The sequence below is a fragment of the Nitrobacter sp. genome (genome assembly GCF_047149785.1).
GTDB lineage: Bacteria > Pseudomonadota > Alphaproteobacteria > Rhizobiales > Xanthobacteraceae > Nitrobacter.
In genome coordinates this window covers 685,604-700,582 of the sequence record NZ_BAAGBE010000001.1, presented here as the reverse complement: position 1 = coordinate 700,582, position 14,979 = coordinate 685,604, and the positions used below count along the sequence as shown (strand labels likewise).

General features: G+C 62.3%; 12 protein-coding genes, 1 tRNA gene and 1 pseudogene. 5 read left to right on the top strand and 9 right to left on the bottom strand.

The features are described from left to right. The first annotated feature begins 112 nt into the window (after positions 1-112). Both ACMDCM_RS03215 and ACMDCM_RS03210 read left to right on the top strand, forming a co-directional pair. The gene (locus tag ACMDCM_RS03215; protein WP_412772223.1) at positions 113-316 is read left to right on the top strand and encodes a hypothetical protein; all 204 of its coding nucleotides are present in this window, start codon (positions 113-115) and stop codon (positions 314-316) included. A 72-nt stretch (positions 317-388) separates the two neighbouring features. Then, positions 389-634 carry a DUF6953 family protein gene (locus ACMDCM_RS03210; RefSeq protein WP_412772222.1) on the top strand — a complete coding sequence of 82 codons (246 nt, stop codon included), beginning with the start codon at positions 389-391 and terminating at the stop codon, positions 632-634. Positions 635-685: 51 nt separating this feature from the next. Here the strand turns inward: ACMDCM_RS03210 and ACMDCM_RS03205 are convergent. The 4 genes and pseudogenes from ACMDCM_RS03205 to ACMDCM_RS03190 form a co-directional block, all read right to left on the bottom strand. Further along, positions 686-761 (bottom strand) — tRNA-Lys (locus ACMDCM_RS03205). A 267-nt stretch (positions 762-1,028) separates the two neighbouring features. After that, positions 1,029-1,616: a Spy/CpxP family protein refolding chaperone gene (locus ACMDCM_RS03200; protein ID WP_412772221.1), complete on the bottom strand. Its 588-nt coding sequence runs from the start codon at positions 1,614-1,616 to the stop codon at positions 1,029-1,031. 198 nt (positions 1,617-1,814) lie between these two features. Next, positions 1,815-3,370, bottom strand: a pseudogene (locus ACMDCM_RS03195) (2-isopropylmalate synthase). A 520-nt stretch (positions 3,371-3,890) separates the two neighbouring features. Continuing rightward, positions 3,891-4,595 carry an NUDIX hydrolase gene (locus tag ACMDCM_RS03190; protein ID WP_412772220.1) on the bottom strand — a complete coding sequence of 235 codons (705 nt, stop codon included), beginning with the start codon at positions 4,593-4,595 and terminating at the stop codon, positions 3,891-3,893. Between the two features lie 177 nt (positions 4,596-4,772). Between ACMDCM_RS03190 and ACMDCM_RS03185 the strand changes: the two genes are divergently transcribed. Together ACMDCM_RS03185 and ACMDCM_RS03180 are read left to right on the top strand one after the other, a co-directional pair. Then, a complete protein-coding gene (locus tag ACMDCM_RS03185) occupies positions 4,773-5,564 on the top strand; it encodes an ATP-binding cassette domain-containing protein (protein WP_412772219.1) in 792 nt (263 codons plus the stop codon). Continuing rightward, the gene (locus ACMDCM_RS03180) at positions 5,561-7,126 is read left to right on the top strand and encodes an ABC transporter permease/substrate-binding protein (protein ID WP_412772218.1); all 1,566 of its coding nucleotides are present in this window, start codon (positions 5,561-5,563) and stop codon (positions 7,124-7,126) included. The genes ACMDCM_RS03185 and ACMDCM_RS03180 overlap by 4 nt, the downstream gene beginning before the upstream one ends. 114 nt (positions 7,127-7,240) lie before the next feature. On the opposite strand, the gene ACMDCM_RS03175 is transcribed toward ACMDCM_RS03180, so the two are convergent. The 5 genes from ACMDCM_RS03175 to miaA form a co-directional block, all read right to left on the bottom strand. Continuing rightward, positions 7,241-8,971 carry a carbamoyltransferase C-terminal domain-containing protein gene (locus ACMDCM_RS03175; protein ID WP_412772217.1) on the bottom strand — a complete coding sequence of 577 codons (1,731 nt, stop codon included), beginning with the start codon at positions 8,969-8,971 and terminating at the stop codon, positions 7,241-7,243. Between the two features lie 10 nt (positions 8,972-8,981). Then, positions 8,982-10,001, bottom strand: a complete 1,020-nt coding sequence (gene ilvC, locus ACMDCM_RS03170; RefSeq protein WP_412772216.1) for a ketol-acid reductoisomerase — start codon at positions 9,999-10,001, stop codon at positions 8,982-8,984. A gap of 181 nt (positions 10,002-10,182) precedes the next feature. Beyond that, positions 10,183-10,725, bottom strand: a complete 543-nt coding sequence (ilvN, locus tag ACMDCM_RS03165; protein ID WP_412772215.1) for an acetolactate synthase small subunit — start codon at positions 10,723-10,725, stop codon at positions 10,183-10,185. 219 nt (positions 10,726-10,944) lie between these two features. Then, positions 10,945-12,720, bottom strand: coding sequence for an acetolactate synthase 3 large subunit (locus ACMDCM_RS03160; RefSeq protein ID WP_412772214.1), 1,776 nt, complete (start codon positions 12,718-12,720; stop codon positions 10,945-10,947). A 281-nt stretch (positions 12,721-13,001) separates the two neighbouring features. Continuing rightward, complete coding sequence (gene miaA / locus ACMDCM_RS03155; RefSeq protein WP_412772213.1) at positions 13,002-13,955, bottom strand: tRNA (adenosine(37)-N6)-dimethylallyltransferase MiaA; 954 nt, start codon at positions 13,953-13,955, stop codon at positions 13,002-13,004. Here miaA and serB point away from each other — a divergent pair. Further along, positions 13,954-14,847 (top strand): phosphoserine phosphatase SerB, encoded by an 894-nt coding sequence (serB, locus tag ACMDCM_RS03150; RefSeq protein ID WP_412772212.1) that lies wholly within the window; start codon positions 13,954-13,956, stop codon positions 14,845-14,847. The genes miaA and serB overlap by 2 nt on opposite strands. The last annotated feature ends 132 nt before the right edge of the window (positions 14,848-14,979 follow it).

Below are 14,979 nucleotides of genomic sequence, written 5' to 3'. Positions count from 1 at the left end.
GGCCTCCCACGTCCTTGATCCGATTCGTGTTTCAAGACGTGGACGCTCGGGCATAGAGCAGTCATGACGATTCCATCAAAATCTCATCTCGCTTCAACACGCGGAGACTGAATTGACCCAAAAACAAACTGCCGAAATTGCCTCGCTATGCGTCTTTGGAGTCGGACTCGTCGGCGTCTATCTCCTCGCCAGGACCCTCAAAGGCGAGTTCTCGGATTTTATGATCGCTCTCATGGCCACGCTCATGTTTGTGGCGTTCTATGTTCTTGGCCAATGGGTGAAACGCAGAATCAATCCGCCGCCCACGGTAAAATAGCAATCACTCGAAAAAATCTTCGCTGCCTTGTAGCGTTTTCGAGCGAAGCATGTCCTCGAGCTTGACCCGGGGATGGCTGATGAAGTTTTTAAAAGGCGCACCCTCGATCAAACAACCGCCGTGCATGAGATTGAACGCTTGTTTGGCAAGGAGTTTGTTTACGAGAATGAAAACGGAAATCTAGCAATCAATCGCGCCGTCTTGGCAGAGTTGGAGTGGCTGTTTGGGAAAAGCGGGAACGTCGATGGCGTTAGCGACAGAAATCCGACGAACCCGGACGACAGCAAGATTGATAGGCTGGCGGTAGCTATATGGTAGCTAAAGCGCCTTTCGATTTTTGGCTGATGGCCGCTAAGTGTTTGATTTCATTGGTGGGCGATGTAGGGCTCGAACCTACGACCCGCTGATTAAGAGTCAGCTGCTCTACCAACTGAGCTAATCGCCCGGAACTGTTCAAAACTCCCTTGCGGGCTGGGGTCGTTTAGCAAAGCGGACCCGCGATGTCCAGCAGAGCGGCGGCGGTTTCCCCCTACGACAGCACATTCGCCAAACACGAAAAAGCCGCCGAAACTGGCGGCTTCCTCGCGTCCTAGAACCTTTCGCTTCTGATGGAATCAGAAGCGGGCTCCGGGATTTTGATTTGACGCGTTTTCTTCACGCGAACCGGTAGCCACTTCGCTGGAAAACGCTATAGCGCATTCGCGTCCGGCTGTCAGAGTTGTCCAGGCCGTTGCTCGGAGCCGCCCCGGTCATGGTCCCGGTCGCCGCCGCGATCGAAGCGGTGGTGATGCCAACGGCCGCCGCCCATGCCGAAACCATGGTCCATGCGGGCGAGAATCATCAGGCGCCGTTTTTGGCCGTCGTCGAGAGTCTTGTACAGCGGATCCGCGGCATCGGCGATTTTCTTTAGAGCTGCCGCCGTCTCGGCCATGCGATCGGCGCGCTCGCGCAGCCGTGCAACCTGATCGACCGGCGCCTGCTTTTGCGCATCTTCGTTCTTCGCTTCGCTTCCGGACCCGCTCTTGCCCTCCTTGCCCTCCATCCGGGCGTTGGCACGATCGATCCGCAGCTTCGCGAAATCACGAATAGCCTTTTCCACCGGCGGCCACAGCTTTTCCTGATCCGGTGTCAGCGTGAGGCCGGCGTGGATCGCGGCGATTCTCGAATCGGCGAGAGCCGTCCTATCCTGCAAGCTAAGCCGCGAGTAGCCGTGCGACCACGAACGATGCTGGTGGGCATACACCGCGGTTGAACCGGCAATGGCAATCGCTGCGACACCGGCGAGAATGGCCTTCTTCATTTGAAACCCTCCTTTGCAAGGCTCAATGAAGATGGATGTGCATCGCACCTCAGGCAAATTACATCTTCGCAACAGTGGCCTCTCTTACGAAGATGTAATCTGATGGAAAGCGTTCATATGTCGCGCACGGAAACAGCGTAAATACAAACGGCGCCTCGCGGCGCCGTCCGGCTTGTTCTGTCGTTTGCAGCGAGGAGATCAGCTCGCGGCAGCGGCGGGCACATCGCGCCGATGCTTCATCACGATCTTGTTGAGCGCGCCGAGATAGGCTTTCGCGGACGCCACCAGCGTATCCGGATCGGCGGCGCGCGAGGTCATCGCGCGGCCGTCCTGGCTGAGACGCACCGATACTTCCGCCTGCGCGTCGGTGCCGTGGGTCACCGCATGAACCTGATAGAGTTCCAGCTTGGCCTCATGCGGCACCAGCCTCTTGATGCAGTTGAATACAGCGTCCACCGGGCCGTTGCCCTCGGCTTCCTCGATCCGGGTCTGGCCGTCGACCGTGAGTTTCATGGTCGCGCGCTGCGGACCATGGGTGCCGGCGATCACCGTCAGCGAAGCTTGATGCGATCGTGCGACACCGCCATTTCCTCGTCGACCAGCGCGACGATGTCCTCGTCGTAGATATCCTTCTTGCGGTCGGCCAGCGCCTTGAAGCGCACGAACGCATCCTGCAACTGGTTCTCGGCCAGCTTGTAGCCCAGTTCCTCCAGCTTGTGCTGGAAGGCATGGCGGCCGGAATGCTTGCCCATCACCAGCGAGGTCTGCTTCACGCCGACGCTCTCCGGCGTCATGATCTCGTAGGTCTGCGCATTCTTCAGCATGCCGTCCTGATGAATGCCGCTCTCGTGCGCGAACGCGTTCCGGCCGACGATCGCCTTGTTGTACTGCACCGGGAACGAGGTCGCCGCCGACACCAGCTTGGAGGCGCGGGTCAGCATCGTGCTCTCGACGTTGCACCAGTACGGCATGACGTCGCCGCGCGTCTTGATCGCCATCACGACTTCTTCCAGCGCGGCGTTGCCCGCCCGCTCGCCGATGCCGTTGATGGTGGATTCCACCTGCCGCGCCCCGCCCTCGACGCCGGCCAGCGAGTTGGCGACGGCGAGACCCAGATCGTCATGGCAGTGCACCGAGAAAGTCGCCTTGTCGGCGTTCGGCACCCGCTCGCGAATGGTCTTGAACATCCGCCGGTACTCGTCCGGCACCGCATAGCCGACGGTGTCCGGCAGGTTGATGGTGGTGGCGCCGGCCGCGATCGCGGTCTCGACGCATTTGCAGAGATAGTCGATCGGGGTGCGGGTCGCGTCCATCGCCGACCATTCGACATCCTCGACCAGGTGGCGGGCCTGCGTCACCGTTGCGGTGATGATCTCCAGCACATCGGCCTCGCTCTTGCGCATCTGGTGCGCCAGATGGATCGGTGAGGTGGAAACGAAGGTATGGATGCGGCCGCGCCGCGCGTGGCGCACCGCCTCCCCGGCACGGGCGATGTCGCCGGGGATGGCGCGGGCCAGACCCGCGATCACCGCGTTCCTGGCATTCTTCGCGATCTCCGCGACCGCCTCGAAGTCGCCGACCGAAGCGATCGGAAAGCCGGCCTCGATGATATCGACGCCCATCTCATCGAGCATCTCGGCGACCTCGAGCTTCTCCTCGAACGTCATGGTGGCGCCGGGGCATTGCTCGCCGTCGCGCAAGGTGGTGTCGAAAATAACGACGCGGTCCTTATCGGACTTGTTCGCGGTATTCATGGGAAATTCCTCTGGTCAATGCGCGCTGTGGGCGCTCGAAGGGTCTGGTGCTCTACGCTCCCCTGAGTGCCCAGGCAGCAACTGCCCAGCCGGCGCTCAGGGGCCGATAAGAAGCAGAAGCCCGCCGATCAGCAGGGTGGGCAAGAACGCAGCCGGAATCGCTTCGGAACCGGCAGCTGCCGCCGCCTTCCCGTGAACTCCAGTCTTTTCGCCGCGAACCAGCATTACCGGACCCTTTGAGCATTTTCCGGCCGATCAGCCGTGAGAAAATGCCCTCAATCAATAATTTTGCGCGTCTCTCCGATCGCAAGACCGGTGTTCACTTTTTCGCAATACGCGCAAGCAGGCAATTCTCGGATAAAACCGTTGACGGTTCGTTGCCGAGCCCTTCCGTCACAGGTTTTAGACGAAAATGGCGTGCTATCGCAACGCCAAAGAATGGTCAGCAAGGCTGCCAGACCTGCTCGGGACGAACTCCGGTTTCCGGCGGCTTCGAGACAATACCGCCAGGCGGCCGACGTCAAACCGCCATCGCCGCCATGTGATCGATGAACGCCGTCACAAAGGCCGGCATCGCCGGCGAGAAATCCGCGCGGCCACGCACCAGATGGATCGCGCTAAGTTCCGGCGCGGCCTGTCCCGCAAGCGTGTGTGTTATCCGCGCACGCAGCGCCTCGCCCGGCACGCAAACGTCTAGAAGCTGGATGACCGCGATCGACGGCCCGGCGACGACGCAATACCAGCCCGGGTCCGAACGATAGGTGGAAGGATCGAGACCGGTTTCTTCCTCGACCTCGCGCAAGATGCTCCCCGCTATGTCCAGCGCGCCCTCTCTAACATCAGCAAGATCCGGCGTGCCGGACGGAAAATAGATGCGCCCGGCATTCGCGGTGCTTGCGGCCATTTCGCCCAGCACGAACAGACCGTCACTGCAACGCAGTGCACCCATGCCGAAGCCATTGAATACCTCCTCGTCGGGAAAGCCCCAGTCTCGCCAGGCGAGAAAGTTCGCGAAGTCGGTCTCGAAATATTCGGCCCGAAAGCAGTTGCGTTCGAACGCCGGATTGCGGCCGAGCAGAACCCGCCCGTTCCACAGCGCCGGGGTCCTGGCGCGCAGCGCGGCGAAATACGCGTCGATCTCGCCACGCCGTTTCTCGGCAAACGCCCAACGCCAGGGCCGAACCGTGAGTTCAAGCCGGGTGACGCGATGGATTGCAATCGTCATCGCTCCGCGTGCTTTCCCACATGATGCATCGGCAAAGATCGTCACGCTCCCGTTCTAATCCCCCTGTCGGAACGGGTGCAAGGCCGCGCACGTAATCGTCAGGAACAGAGCACGACTGTCGCGGAAATGCCGGACCACAGCTTGGTGTGCACGCGGGCATGTGTTAACCGGCAAGGCATGAGCGATACCCCGCCACTGATCGCATTCTCCCACGTCGCCAAAAGCTTCGATGGCGGCCGCGTCAAGGCGGTCGAGGACTTCTCATGCGATATCGCCGAGGGGGAGTTTCTCGCAGTCGTCGGCGGCTCCGGCTCCGGCAAAACCACGCTGTTGAGACTCGCCAACCGGCTGATCGATGCCGACGCCGGCATCATCACCATTGCGGGAGAGGACATTGCCGGTGTCGATCCGATTCTGCTGCGGCGCCGGATCGGCTATGTGTTCCAGAGCGGAGGACTGTTCCCGCATATGAGCATCGCCGCCAACATCGGCATCACGCCGCGCCTGCTGGGCACACCGCAATCGGAGATCGCCGCGCGGGTCGACGAGTTGCTCGATCTGGTGCAGCTCGACCACGCGCGGCACCGCGATCGCTTCCCGCACGAACTCTCCGGCGGCCAGCGCCAGCGTATCGGCGTGGCGCGGGCGCTCGCCGCGAAGCCGCGCATCGTGCTGATGGACGAGCCCTTCGGCGCGCTCGATCCGGTGACGCGCGACGCGCTCGGAAACGACTACCGCGCGCTTCACGCAAGACTCGGCCTCACCACCGTGATGATCACCCATGACATGACGGAGGCGCTGCTGCTTGCGGATCGCGTTGTCGTCATGCGCGAAGGCCGCCTCGTCGCGTTCGGAACGGCTGCGGAATTATCTCGGAGCGACGATCCGTATGTCGGCGAGCTGCTCGGCACGCCGCGCCGCCAGGCCGAGCGGCTTCATGCGGCTTTATCGCAAAACGGCTCCTCATGAGCCTGTTCTCCGATCCACAATGGAGCGAAGCGCTCAACCACCTGCCCGATTATCTCGGCAATCATGTCCGCGTCAGCGTGACGGCGCTGGCGCTTGGACTTGCAGCCAGCTTTCCTCTCGCGCTGATCGCACGCAACCGCCCCGCTCTGCGCGGCATCCTGCTGGGTCTCGCCAGCATTGTGCAGACGGTGCCAGGGCTGGCGTTGCTGGCGCTGTTCTATCCGCTGATGCTGGCGCTCGCAGCCTTGACGCTGAGATGGTTCGGTTTCGGTTTTTCCGCATTCGGATTTTTGCCCGCGGTGCTGGCGCTCGCGCTGTACTCGATGCTGCCGGTGATGCGCAACACCATCACCAGCTTGCAAGGCATCGACCCGGCATTGACCGAAGCCGCGCGTGGCGTCGGCATGACGCCGCGGCAATCGCTCACGATGGTCGAACTGCCGCTGGCGCTGCCGGTCATCATGGCCGGCATCCGCACCGCCGCGGTGTGGGTGATCGGCACCGCGACGCTGTCCACGCCGATCGGCCAGACCAGCCTGGGCAATTACATCTTCGCCGGGCTGCAAACCCAGAACTGGGTGTTCGTGCTGTTCGGCTGCATTGTCGCGGCGGTGCTGGCGGTGGTCGTGGATCAGTTGCTGGCGCTGATCGAATCCGGCCTGCGGGTTCGAAGCCGTATCCGGGTCACGGTAGGGCTTGTCATCATCTCGGCGCTGATGGCTGCCGCGTTGGCACCCTCGTTCACGCGCGCGAGACCCAGCTATATCGTTGGCGCCAAGACCTTCACCGAACAATACGTGCTGGCGGCGCTGATCGCGCAACGTCTGCGGGCGGCCGGTCTCCCGGCCACCACGCGCGAGGGTCTCGGCTCCAACGTGATCTTCGAGGCGCTGGTCAACGGCGACATCGATGTCTATGTCGATTATTCAGGCACGCTGTGGGCCAACCAGTTTCACAACACGGGTCTTGCACCGCGCGAAAAATTGCTCGCCGACATCAAGACGATGCTGGCGCGGCACAACGTCACCCTGCTCGGCGAACTCGGCTTCGAGAACGCCTACGCGCTGGTGATGCCCAAAGCGCGTGCCGACGCACTGAACATCCATTCGATCGCCGATCTTGCCGCCCACGCGGGCACGATGTCGATTGCCGGCGACTACGAATTCTTTGCTCGTCCCGAGTGGGCAACCCTGAAGAAGGTTTATGGATTGTCGTTCCGCGAGCAGCGGCAGATGCAGTCGAACTTCATGTATGCCGCGGTCGCCTCCGGCGAGGTCGACGTGATCGCGGGTTACACCAGCGACGGCCTGATCGCCAGATACGGCCTGACCGTGCTCGACGATTCCCGCCACGCCATTCCGCCCTACGACGCGATCGTGCTGCTCGCGCCGCGTCGGGCTCATGACGCAAAGCTGCGCGATGCGCTTCGACCTCTGCTTGGAAACATCGACATCGACCTCATGCGCGAGGCCAACCTGCGCGCCAGCGGAAACGGCCAGTCAGCGGCGGAGATTGCGAACTGGCTGTGGGAGAGGATCAGCGCAGGGCGTGCGGCGCGTTAAATCGTGGTACCTGTCGGCGTCATCGCGATCAGCACCAGCGACGAAGCAATCCAGAATCATCAAAAAGGTCCGCGTATTCGCCGGAATAGCGAGCCGAAACCGGTCCGCAGCAGATCAGCGGCGGTATATCTCTGCACGTTTCGGCATGGCCCAGACTTCCGTCGGGGTGACGACGGCATCAACCCGATCGGCAACGAGTGCCGCGGCACACTCATCCGGCGTGTTGATGATCGGCTCTTCATGAGCATTGAATGACGTATTGATCAGGACCGGCAAGCCCGAAAGCTTCTCATATTCAACAAGAATGTCATAATAGACGCTATTCTGATCGCGGCCGATCAATTGAGGTCTGGCCGTTCCGTCGACGTGAACGACGGCCGGAATCAGATCACGCCACCCTTTCTTCACGTTGCAGGTCGTGGTCATGAAGTTGGCGCTGTATGCGAGCGCCGGCGCAAGATCGAAGATCTCGTGCACGCGTTCCTTCCGCACCACCGGTGCGAACGGCATAAATTCAGTTCGCGACAGTCGCTTGTTGAGACTATCGTTGATCGCCCGCTCGGTCGCTCGCGCCAGAATCGAACGTGCGCCAAGCGCACGCGGACCATATTCCATCCGGCCGATATACGTACCGACGGCAGCGCCCCGTTGTATCAGGTACGCTGCAGCGCGCGCGGCATTGCCGTCAGACAGCCCAACTGCGCCCGCCGCGCGAAACGCCTCATTGGCGCGCGCGCTGTAATCGCGACCGAGGTAGACGTCCTTCAGCCGCGACCGGCGATCGAGCCAGGTCCTAAGGCCATCGCGCTCCAGCAGATATTGCAGAACTCCACCGGCAGCCATGCCCTGATCCGACATGGCGGGATACACAAAGAGCTCATCCAGTTCGCATTCCTCAGCAAGGCGCTGATTGAGCCGCACATTGGCGAACAACCCTCCGGCGACGCCGACACGCCGGGACATCGTGCGTCGAAGGACGTTGCGAACGGCCTTGAGACTTACGTCCTCGACCGCATGTTGCACCGAAGCGGCGACATCCTCGCGCGGCTCGCGCGCGGCAAGCTCTTCGAGCTTGCGCCGGATGACTTTCCTTGGTCGGCGGCCGCTGATCCGCCCCTGATCGTCGACAGCAAAACATGACTGGAACCAGCCAGCGAAGCGCGGCTTGCCATACGCGGCAAGGCCCAGCACTTTGCCTTCGTGCCGCAACGACACGAAGCCGAGCGCCGACGTTACAGTGGCATAGAGAAGCGCCACAGAAGCGTTGGCGTGCTGCGGCCGTCTCAACCTGAGCGATTCAGGGAAATCGCCGAACAGCGCGTTCAGATTGCGTCCGCGCAGTTCGCGCGCGCTGTAGAACAGCCTATCTCCGCCGCCATCGGCGGTGTAAAGCGCCGCGTCTTCCCAATCCGTGTGGAAGAGCGAACCGAGGGCGTGTGCGAAATGGTGCGTGTAAAACGCTATCGTGACGTCGGGTCGAAAGCTGTTCGCAACCGCGAAATTCCTGGCGTTGAAAACTCCATCGATCGACGACAGCCGCTGGAATTGCATTTGCCGCAGCGGGATGCGTTCGGTAGCTCGCGTTTTGCGGCCAATGTCCCACCATGCAAAATCCCTGAAACAATGGGCAGGAAGGCTGCTGCCATACGGCAAGACGAGAACGTCGACATCGGAGCGATCGAGCGATGCGACGGCAAGGCATTCGTCGATAGCCTCGTCCGGAAAACGATCGCCGTCGCCCTTGATACGCGTCATGCGCTCAAGTGCGACGGCGGCCACCATTCTGTAATCGTCGAACAGCGCCGCGCCGGCGTCATGCCCCGCAAATATGCCGACGATTATCACGGCGTGTCGATCAGTTCTTCGTCTTGTCCACCAACGCGGCCTTCTTGATCCACGGCATCATGTCGCGGAGCTTCGCGCCGACCTGCTCGATCGGATGCGCTGCGAGCCTGGCGCGGGTCGCCTTGAACGAGGTCTGGTTGACCTTGTTCTCCAGCATCCAGTCGCGGGCGAACTTGCCGGACTGAATGTCGTCGAGCACGCGCTTCATCTCCTTCTTGGTCTCCGCGGTCACGATACGCGGACCGGTGACGTACTCGCCGTATTCGGCGGTGTTGGAGATCGAGTAGTTCATATTGGCGATGCCGCCTTCATAGATCAGGTCGACGATCAGCTTCACCTCGTGCAGGCATTCGAAATAGGCCATCTCGGGCGCGTAGCCGGCTTCCACCAGCGTCTCGAAACCGTTCTTGATCAACTCGACGAGGCCACCGCAGAGCACCGCCTGCTCGCCAAACAGATCGGTCTCGCACTCTTCCCTGAAGGTGGTCTCGATGATGCCGGCGCGGCCGCCGCCGATCGCGGAAGCGTAGCTGAGGCCAAGGTCATGGGCGTTGCCCGACGAATCCTTGGCGACCGCAATCAGGCAGGGCACGCCGCCGCCGCGTTGATACTCCGAACGCACGGTATGGCCGGGGCCCTTCGGTGCGATCATCAGCACGTCGAGATCGGCGCGCGGATCGAGCAGATTGAAATGCACGTTGAGCCCGTGCGCGAAGATCAGCGCCGCGCCCTTCTTCATATTGTCGTGCAGATGCTCGCGGTAGATGTCGCCCTGTAGTTCGTCGGGCGTCAGCATCATCACGACATCGCCCCACTTCGCGGCCTCGGCGACTTCCATCACCTTGAAGCCCGCGCCCTCGGCCTTCTTGGCGGAGGCGGAACCCTTGCGCAGCGCGATCGCGACTTCCTTGACGCCGGAGTCCTTCAGGTTCAGCGCATGGGCATGGCCCTGGCTGCCATAACCGACGATGACCACCTTCTTGCCCTTGATCAGGTTCAGGTCGGCGTCACGATCGTAATAAACACGCATGGTCGTTCCTCGTTTGCGGCCACATCGGCCGGATCAACATTTGCGGGGTAACGCGAGCACTCAGCCGAAAGACGTGTGCCCGCTTTTAGGGCGATGCTTGCCGGGAGACAAGCCCGCGACGCTCCACCAGACAGCAAGGCTGCATAGTGGCCTTGCTGGCCGGCTACGCTCCAACATGACTTTACATCCCCTCCGGTCCGCGCCCGATCGCCGCGACACCGGTGCGTGACACCTCGACAAGACCGATCGGCCGCATCAGGTCGACAAACTGATTGATCTTCGACGTGCTCCCCGTGATCTCAAACACGAAGCTCGCATTGGTCGCGTCGACCACGCGGGCGCGAAAGACCTCCGCAAGCCGCATCGCCTCGATGCGCTGGTCACCCGAACCCTTGACCTTGACCATGGCCAGCTCGCGCTCGATGGATTTTCCGGTCAGCGTCATGTCCACGACCTGGTAGACCGGGATCATCCGATCGAGCTGATGCTTGATCTGCTGGATCACCATCGGCGTGCCGGTGGTGACGATGGTAATCCGCGAGACATGCTTCTGGCTTTCGGTCTCCGACACCGTAAGGCTCTCGATGTTGTAGCCGCGGCCGGAGAACAGCCCGATCACCCGCGCCAGCACGCCCGGCTCGTTGGCGACCAGCACCGACAGCGTGTGCGTTTCGTTCGGATCGTGGCGCTCTTCGAGAAAGTAGGCGGAAGCGGGCTGGTTCATCGTCTTCGTGCTCACATTGACGTTTGGGTGATAGCCATCAGCGAAGACAGCACGCCCCCTCTCCCCGCTGGGGAGAGGGTTGGGGTGAGGGGGTCCGGCGTCCAGCAATGGAAGGAACAGCCCCCTCACGCGGCGCGATGCGCCGACCTCTCCCCGACGGGGAGAGGTGAAGAGAAGCTGGCGGCGACGATGGCCAGCGAGCGAACAAACCACACATTCTCACACCAGCGCCTTGCCGCCGGCGAATGCGGCTGCGGTCGCATCGTCGTTGGCTTCCGCCGGCAACAGCATTTCGTTATGCGCCTTGCCGGATGGAATCATCGGGAAGCAGTTTTCCAGCGCCGCGACGCGGCAGTCGAACAACACCGGCTTTTTCACCGAGATCATCTCCTTGATCGCGCCGTCAAGGTCGGACGGTTTCGTCGCCTGGATGCCGACGCAACCGAAGGCATCAGCAAGCTTGACGAAATCCGGCAGCGCTTCCGAGTACGAATGCGACAGGCGATTGCCATGCAGCAACTGCTGCCATTGCCTCACCATGCCCATGTACTGGTTGTTGAGGATGAAGATCTTGATCGGAAGCTCGTGCTGAACGGCGGTCGACATTTCCTGCATCGTCATTTGCACGGAGGCGTCGCCTGCGATGTCAATGACAAGACTGTCGGGATGCGCCACCTGCACGCCGAGCGCAGCCGGCAGGCCATAGCCCATGGTGCCGAGGCCGCCCGATGTCATCAGGTGATGCGGCTCCTCGAAGCCGAAGAACTGCGCCGCCCACATCTGATGCTGGCCGACCTCGGTGGTGATGTAGGTGTCTCGCCCGCGCGTCGCCTCGAACAGGCGCTGGATCGCGAACTGCGGCAGGATCACGTCGTTGTTCTTCCTGTAGGCCAGCGAGTTGCGCGCGCGCCAGCGTCCGATCTCGAACCACCACGGGTCGATCTTCGGCGTCTTGCCTTCCGCCTTGAACGCCTGCAACAGGTCGGTCATGACGCTGCCCGCATCGCCGATGATCGGCACATCGACGCGGATGTTCTTGTTGATCGACGAGGGATCGATATCGACGTGAATCTTCTTTGACCCCGGCGAGAACGCGTCGGTGCGCCCGGTAATGCGGTCATCGAAGCGCGCGCCGATGCACAGCATGACGTCGCAATCGTGCATCGCCATATTGGCTTCATAGGTGCCGTGCATGCCGAGCATGCCGAGCCAGTTCTTCCCGGAGGCCGGGTAAGCACCGAGTCCCATCAGCGTGGACGTGATCGGAAAACCCGTAGCCGCGACCAGCGCGCGCAGCGTCTTTGACGCGTCGCGGCCCGAATTGATGATGCCACCGCCGGTATAGATCACCGGCCGCTTGGCGTTGACCAGCAGCGACACAGCCTTGCGGATCTGCCCGGCGTCGCCCTTGATCTGCGGCTTGTACGAGACGTGGACGTCCGATTTGCGCGGCGGCGTGTAGGTGCCGGTCGCGAACTGAACGTCCTTGGGCACATCGACGACGACCGGTCCCGGACGTCCAGAGGTCGCCACATAGAATGCTTCGTGCAAAACCTTGGGCAGGTCCTTGACGTCACGCACCAGCCAGTTGTGCTTGGTGCATGGCCGCGTAATGCCGACCGTGTCGCATTCCTGAAACGCGTCATTGCCGATCAGATGCGTCGGCACCTGCCCGGTGATGCAGACCAGCGGGATCGAATCCATCAGCGCGTCGGTCAGCGGCGTCACCATGTTGGTCGCGCCGGGACCCGAGGTCACCACCACCACTCCCGGCTTGCCGGTGGAACGCGCGTAACCTTCGGCGGCGTGTCCCGCGCCCTGCTCGTGCCGCACCAGGACGTGCTCCACCTTGTCCTGCTGGAAGAGCTCATCGTAAATCGGAAGCACCGCGCCGCCCGGATAGCCGAAGATGTGCTTGACGCCATGATCTGCCAGGGCACGGACAATCATTTCCGCGCCGGTCATCTGCCTGGGATCGCTTTTGCTTTCACTCATGGTCGGCTCCGGATCGTCAAAATAAAAAAGGGCCTCTGAAGGGCCCCGGTGCACCGCCTTGGATTCGGACGGTCTCAGCCGTCCCGGGCGGCGCTCCAGGGTACGACGATAACGGGCACCGCTTGGGTAACAAAATTACACATTTTATCGCCAGACTTCCCAAAGGTTGCGCGGGTTATAGAGGCCGGATTCACCGACGTCAACCGTGTTTCGACGTAAATATGCCGGCCGAAGGGCGTTGGGGAGAGACATATCCCGATGCCTGACGTTTTGCCAAATAGCTATGCACGGGGAAAGACACGCAACTCCACCGCTGCTTCCGCTTCCTCCGGCCTCACCCATTCGAACTCCGGCAACTGATGACGGAACCAGGTGAACTGCCGCTTGGCGTAATGGCGGGTATCGGCACGGCCGATCCCGGCCGCCTGCTCCAACGAAATCTCGCCGCGCAGATGCCGGATCAGGGCCGGCACGCCATGCGCCTTCATCGCGGGCAACAGCGGATCGAGGCGGCGTGCGGCCAGCGCCGCGACCTCGTCCAGCGCCCCGGCCGCCAGCATCGCACCGAAGCGGGCATCGATCCGCGCATAGAGCGCTTCGCGATCCGGAGCAAGGAAGATCGCCTTCACCCTCTCGGGCGGCAACAGCGGCGGAAGACCGTCGCGATGCCAGTCGGTCAGCGAGCGGCCGGTCGCCTCGACGACCTCCAAAGCGCGGGCGATGCGAGCCCGGTCGCGCGGCTTCAGACGGTCCGCCGCCGCCGGATCGCACCGCGCGAGAGCGGCATGCAGCGCCTCGGGCCCTTCGCTATCGAGTCGCGCCCGCACGGCTTCGCGCACCTGGGGCGGAATGAGCGGCACCGCCGACAGGCCGCGAGTCAGCGCCTTGAAGTAAAGACCGGAGCCGCCGACGAAGATGGGCAGCCGGTTTTGCGCACGCGCCTCTTCAAGGGCTTTCGCGGCATCGCCGACCCACATCCCGGCGGAGCAGTTCACGCTCGCATCGACATGACCGTAAAGCCGGTGCGGCACGCGGGCTTCCTCGTCCGGCGTCGGGCGTGCCGTGATGATGCGGAGATCGCGATACACCTGCATGGAGTCGGTATTGATAACGATGCCGCCGGTCCGCTCGGCAAGCGAAAGCGCCAGCGCGGACTTGCCGCTCGCCGTCGGCCCTGCAATAAGCACGGCATCCACCCCACCCCCTTCCGCCTCGCCAGGATTTCCCCCGCTCATGTCGCTCGTCGCCACGCTGATCTGCAATCCTGCCAACCCCGCGCTCGATAGCACGGTGCTGGACGGGGCGCGCGCGATTCTTGGCAATGCGGGCCCGGCGCACTGGCTATGGGACGAAGTCGCGGCAGACATTCCCTTCGAAAGCGCGGAGACCATTGCCGCGATCGTGCGGCGCCTGCTTGAGGCACGCGGCGATCTGCCGATCGACGTGGTGGTCCAGCCGCAACTCGGCCGGCGCAAGAAGCTCTTCCTGGCCGACATGGATTCCACTATGATCGGTCAGGAGTGCATCGACGAACTCGCCGATTTCGCCGGTCTCAAGGCGCAGGTCGCCGCCATCACCGAACGCGCCATGCTCGGAGAAATGAAATTTGAAGACGCGCTTCGCGAGCGCGTGGCGTTGTTGAAAGGCCTTCCCGTCACCGTTGTCGACGACGTGCTGGCACAACGCATCACACCAACACCGGGCGGACGCGAGCTGGTCATGACCATGCGCGCCAACGGCGCCTATACCTGCCTGATCTCCGGCGGCTTCACGCTGTTCACCGAGGCGGTGGCGCCCATGATCGGCTTTCAGGAAAATCGCGGCAATACGCTGCTTATCGAAGACGGTAAATTATCGGGCCAGGCCGCAGAACCGATCGTCGGCCGCGAGGCAAAACTTGCGACGCTGGTCGAACTGCGCGAGGCCTTCGATCTCGACAATCTGGATACGCTGGCGGTGGGCGACGGCGCCAACGACCTCGGCATGATCCAGCAGGCGGGTCTCGGCGTCGCCTATCACGCCAAGCCGGCGGTCGCCGCAGCCGCCGCCGCGCGAATCGACCATGGCGACCTCACCGCGCTACTGTATGCGCAAGGGTACCGGCGCGACGAGTTCGTGAGCGCATAAGTTCAAAACCAAACATCGCAAACCGATTGTCATCACCGCGCGCTTGTCCCGGTGATCCGCGCCTTTCGTGATGGCGGCAACCGAAGATGCCGATGACGGGATCATAAGCGAGCGAAGCGACGCTGTTCTCCG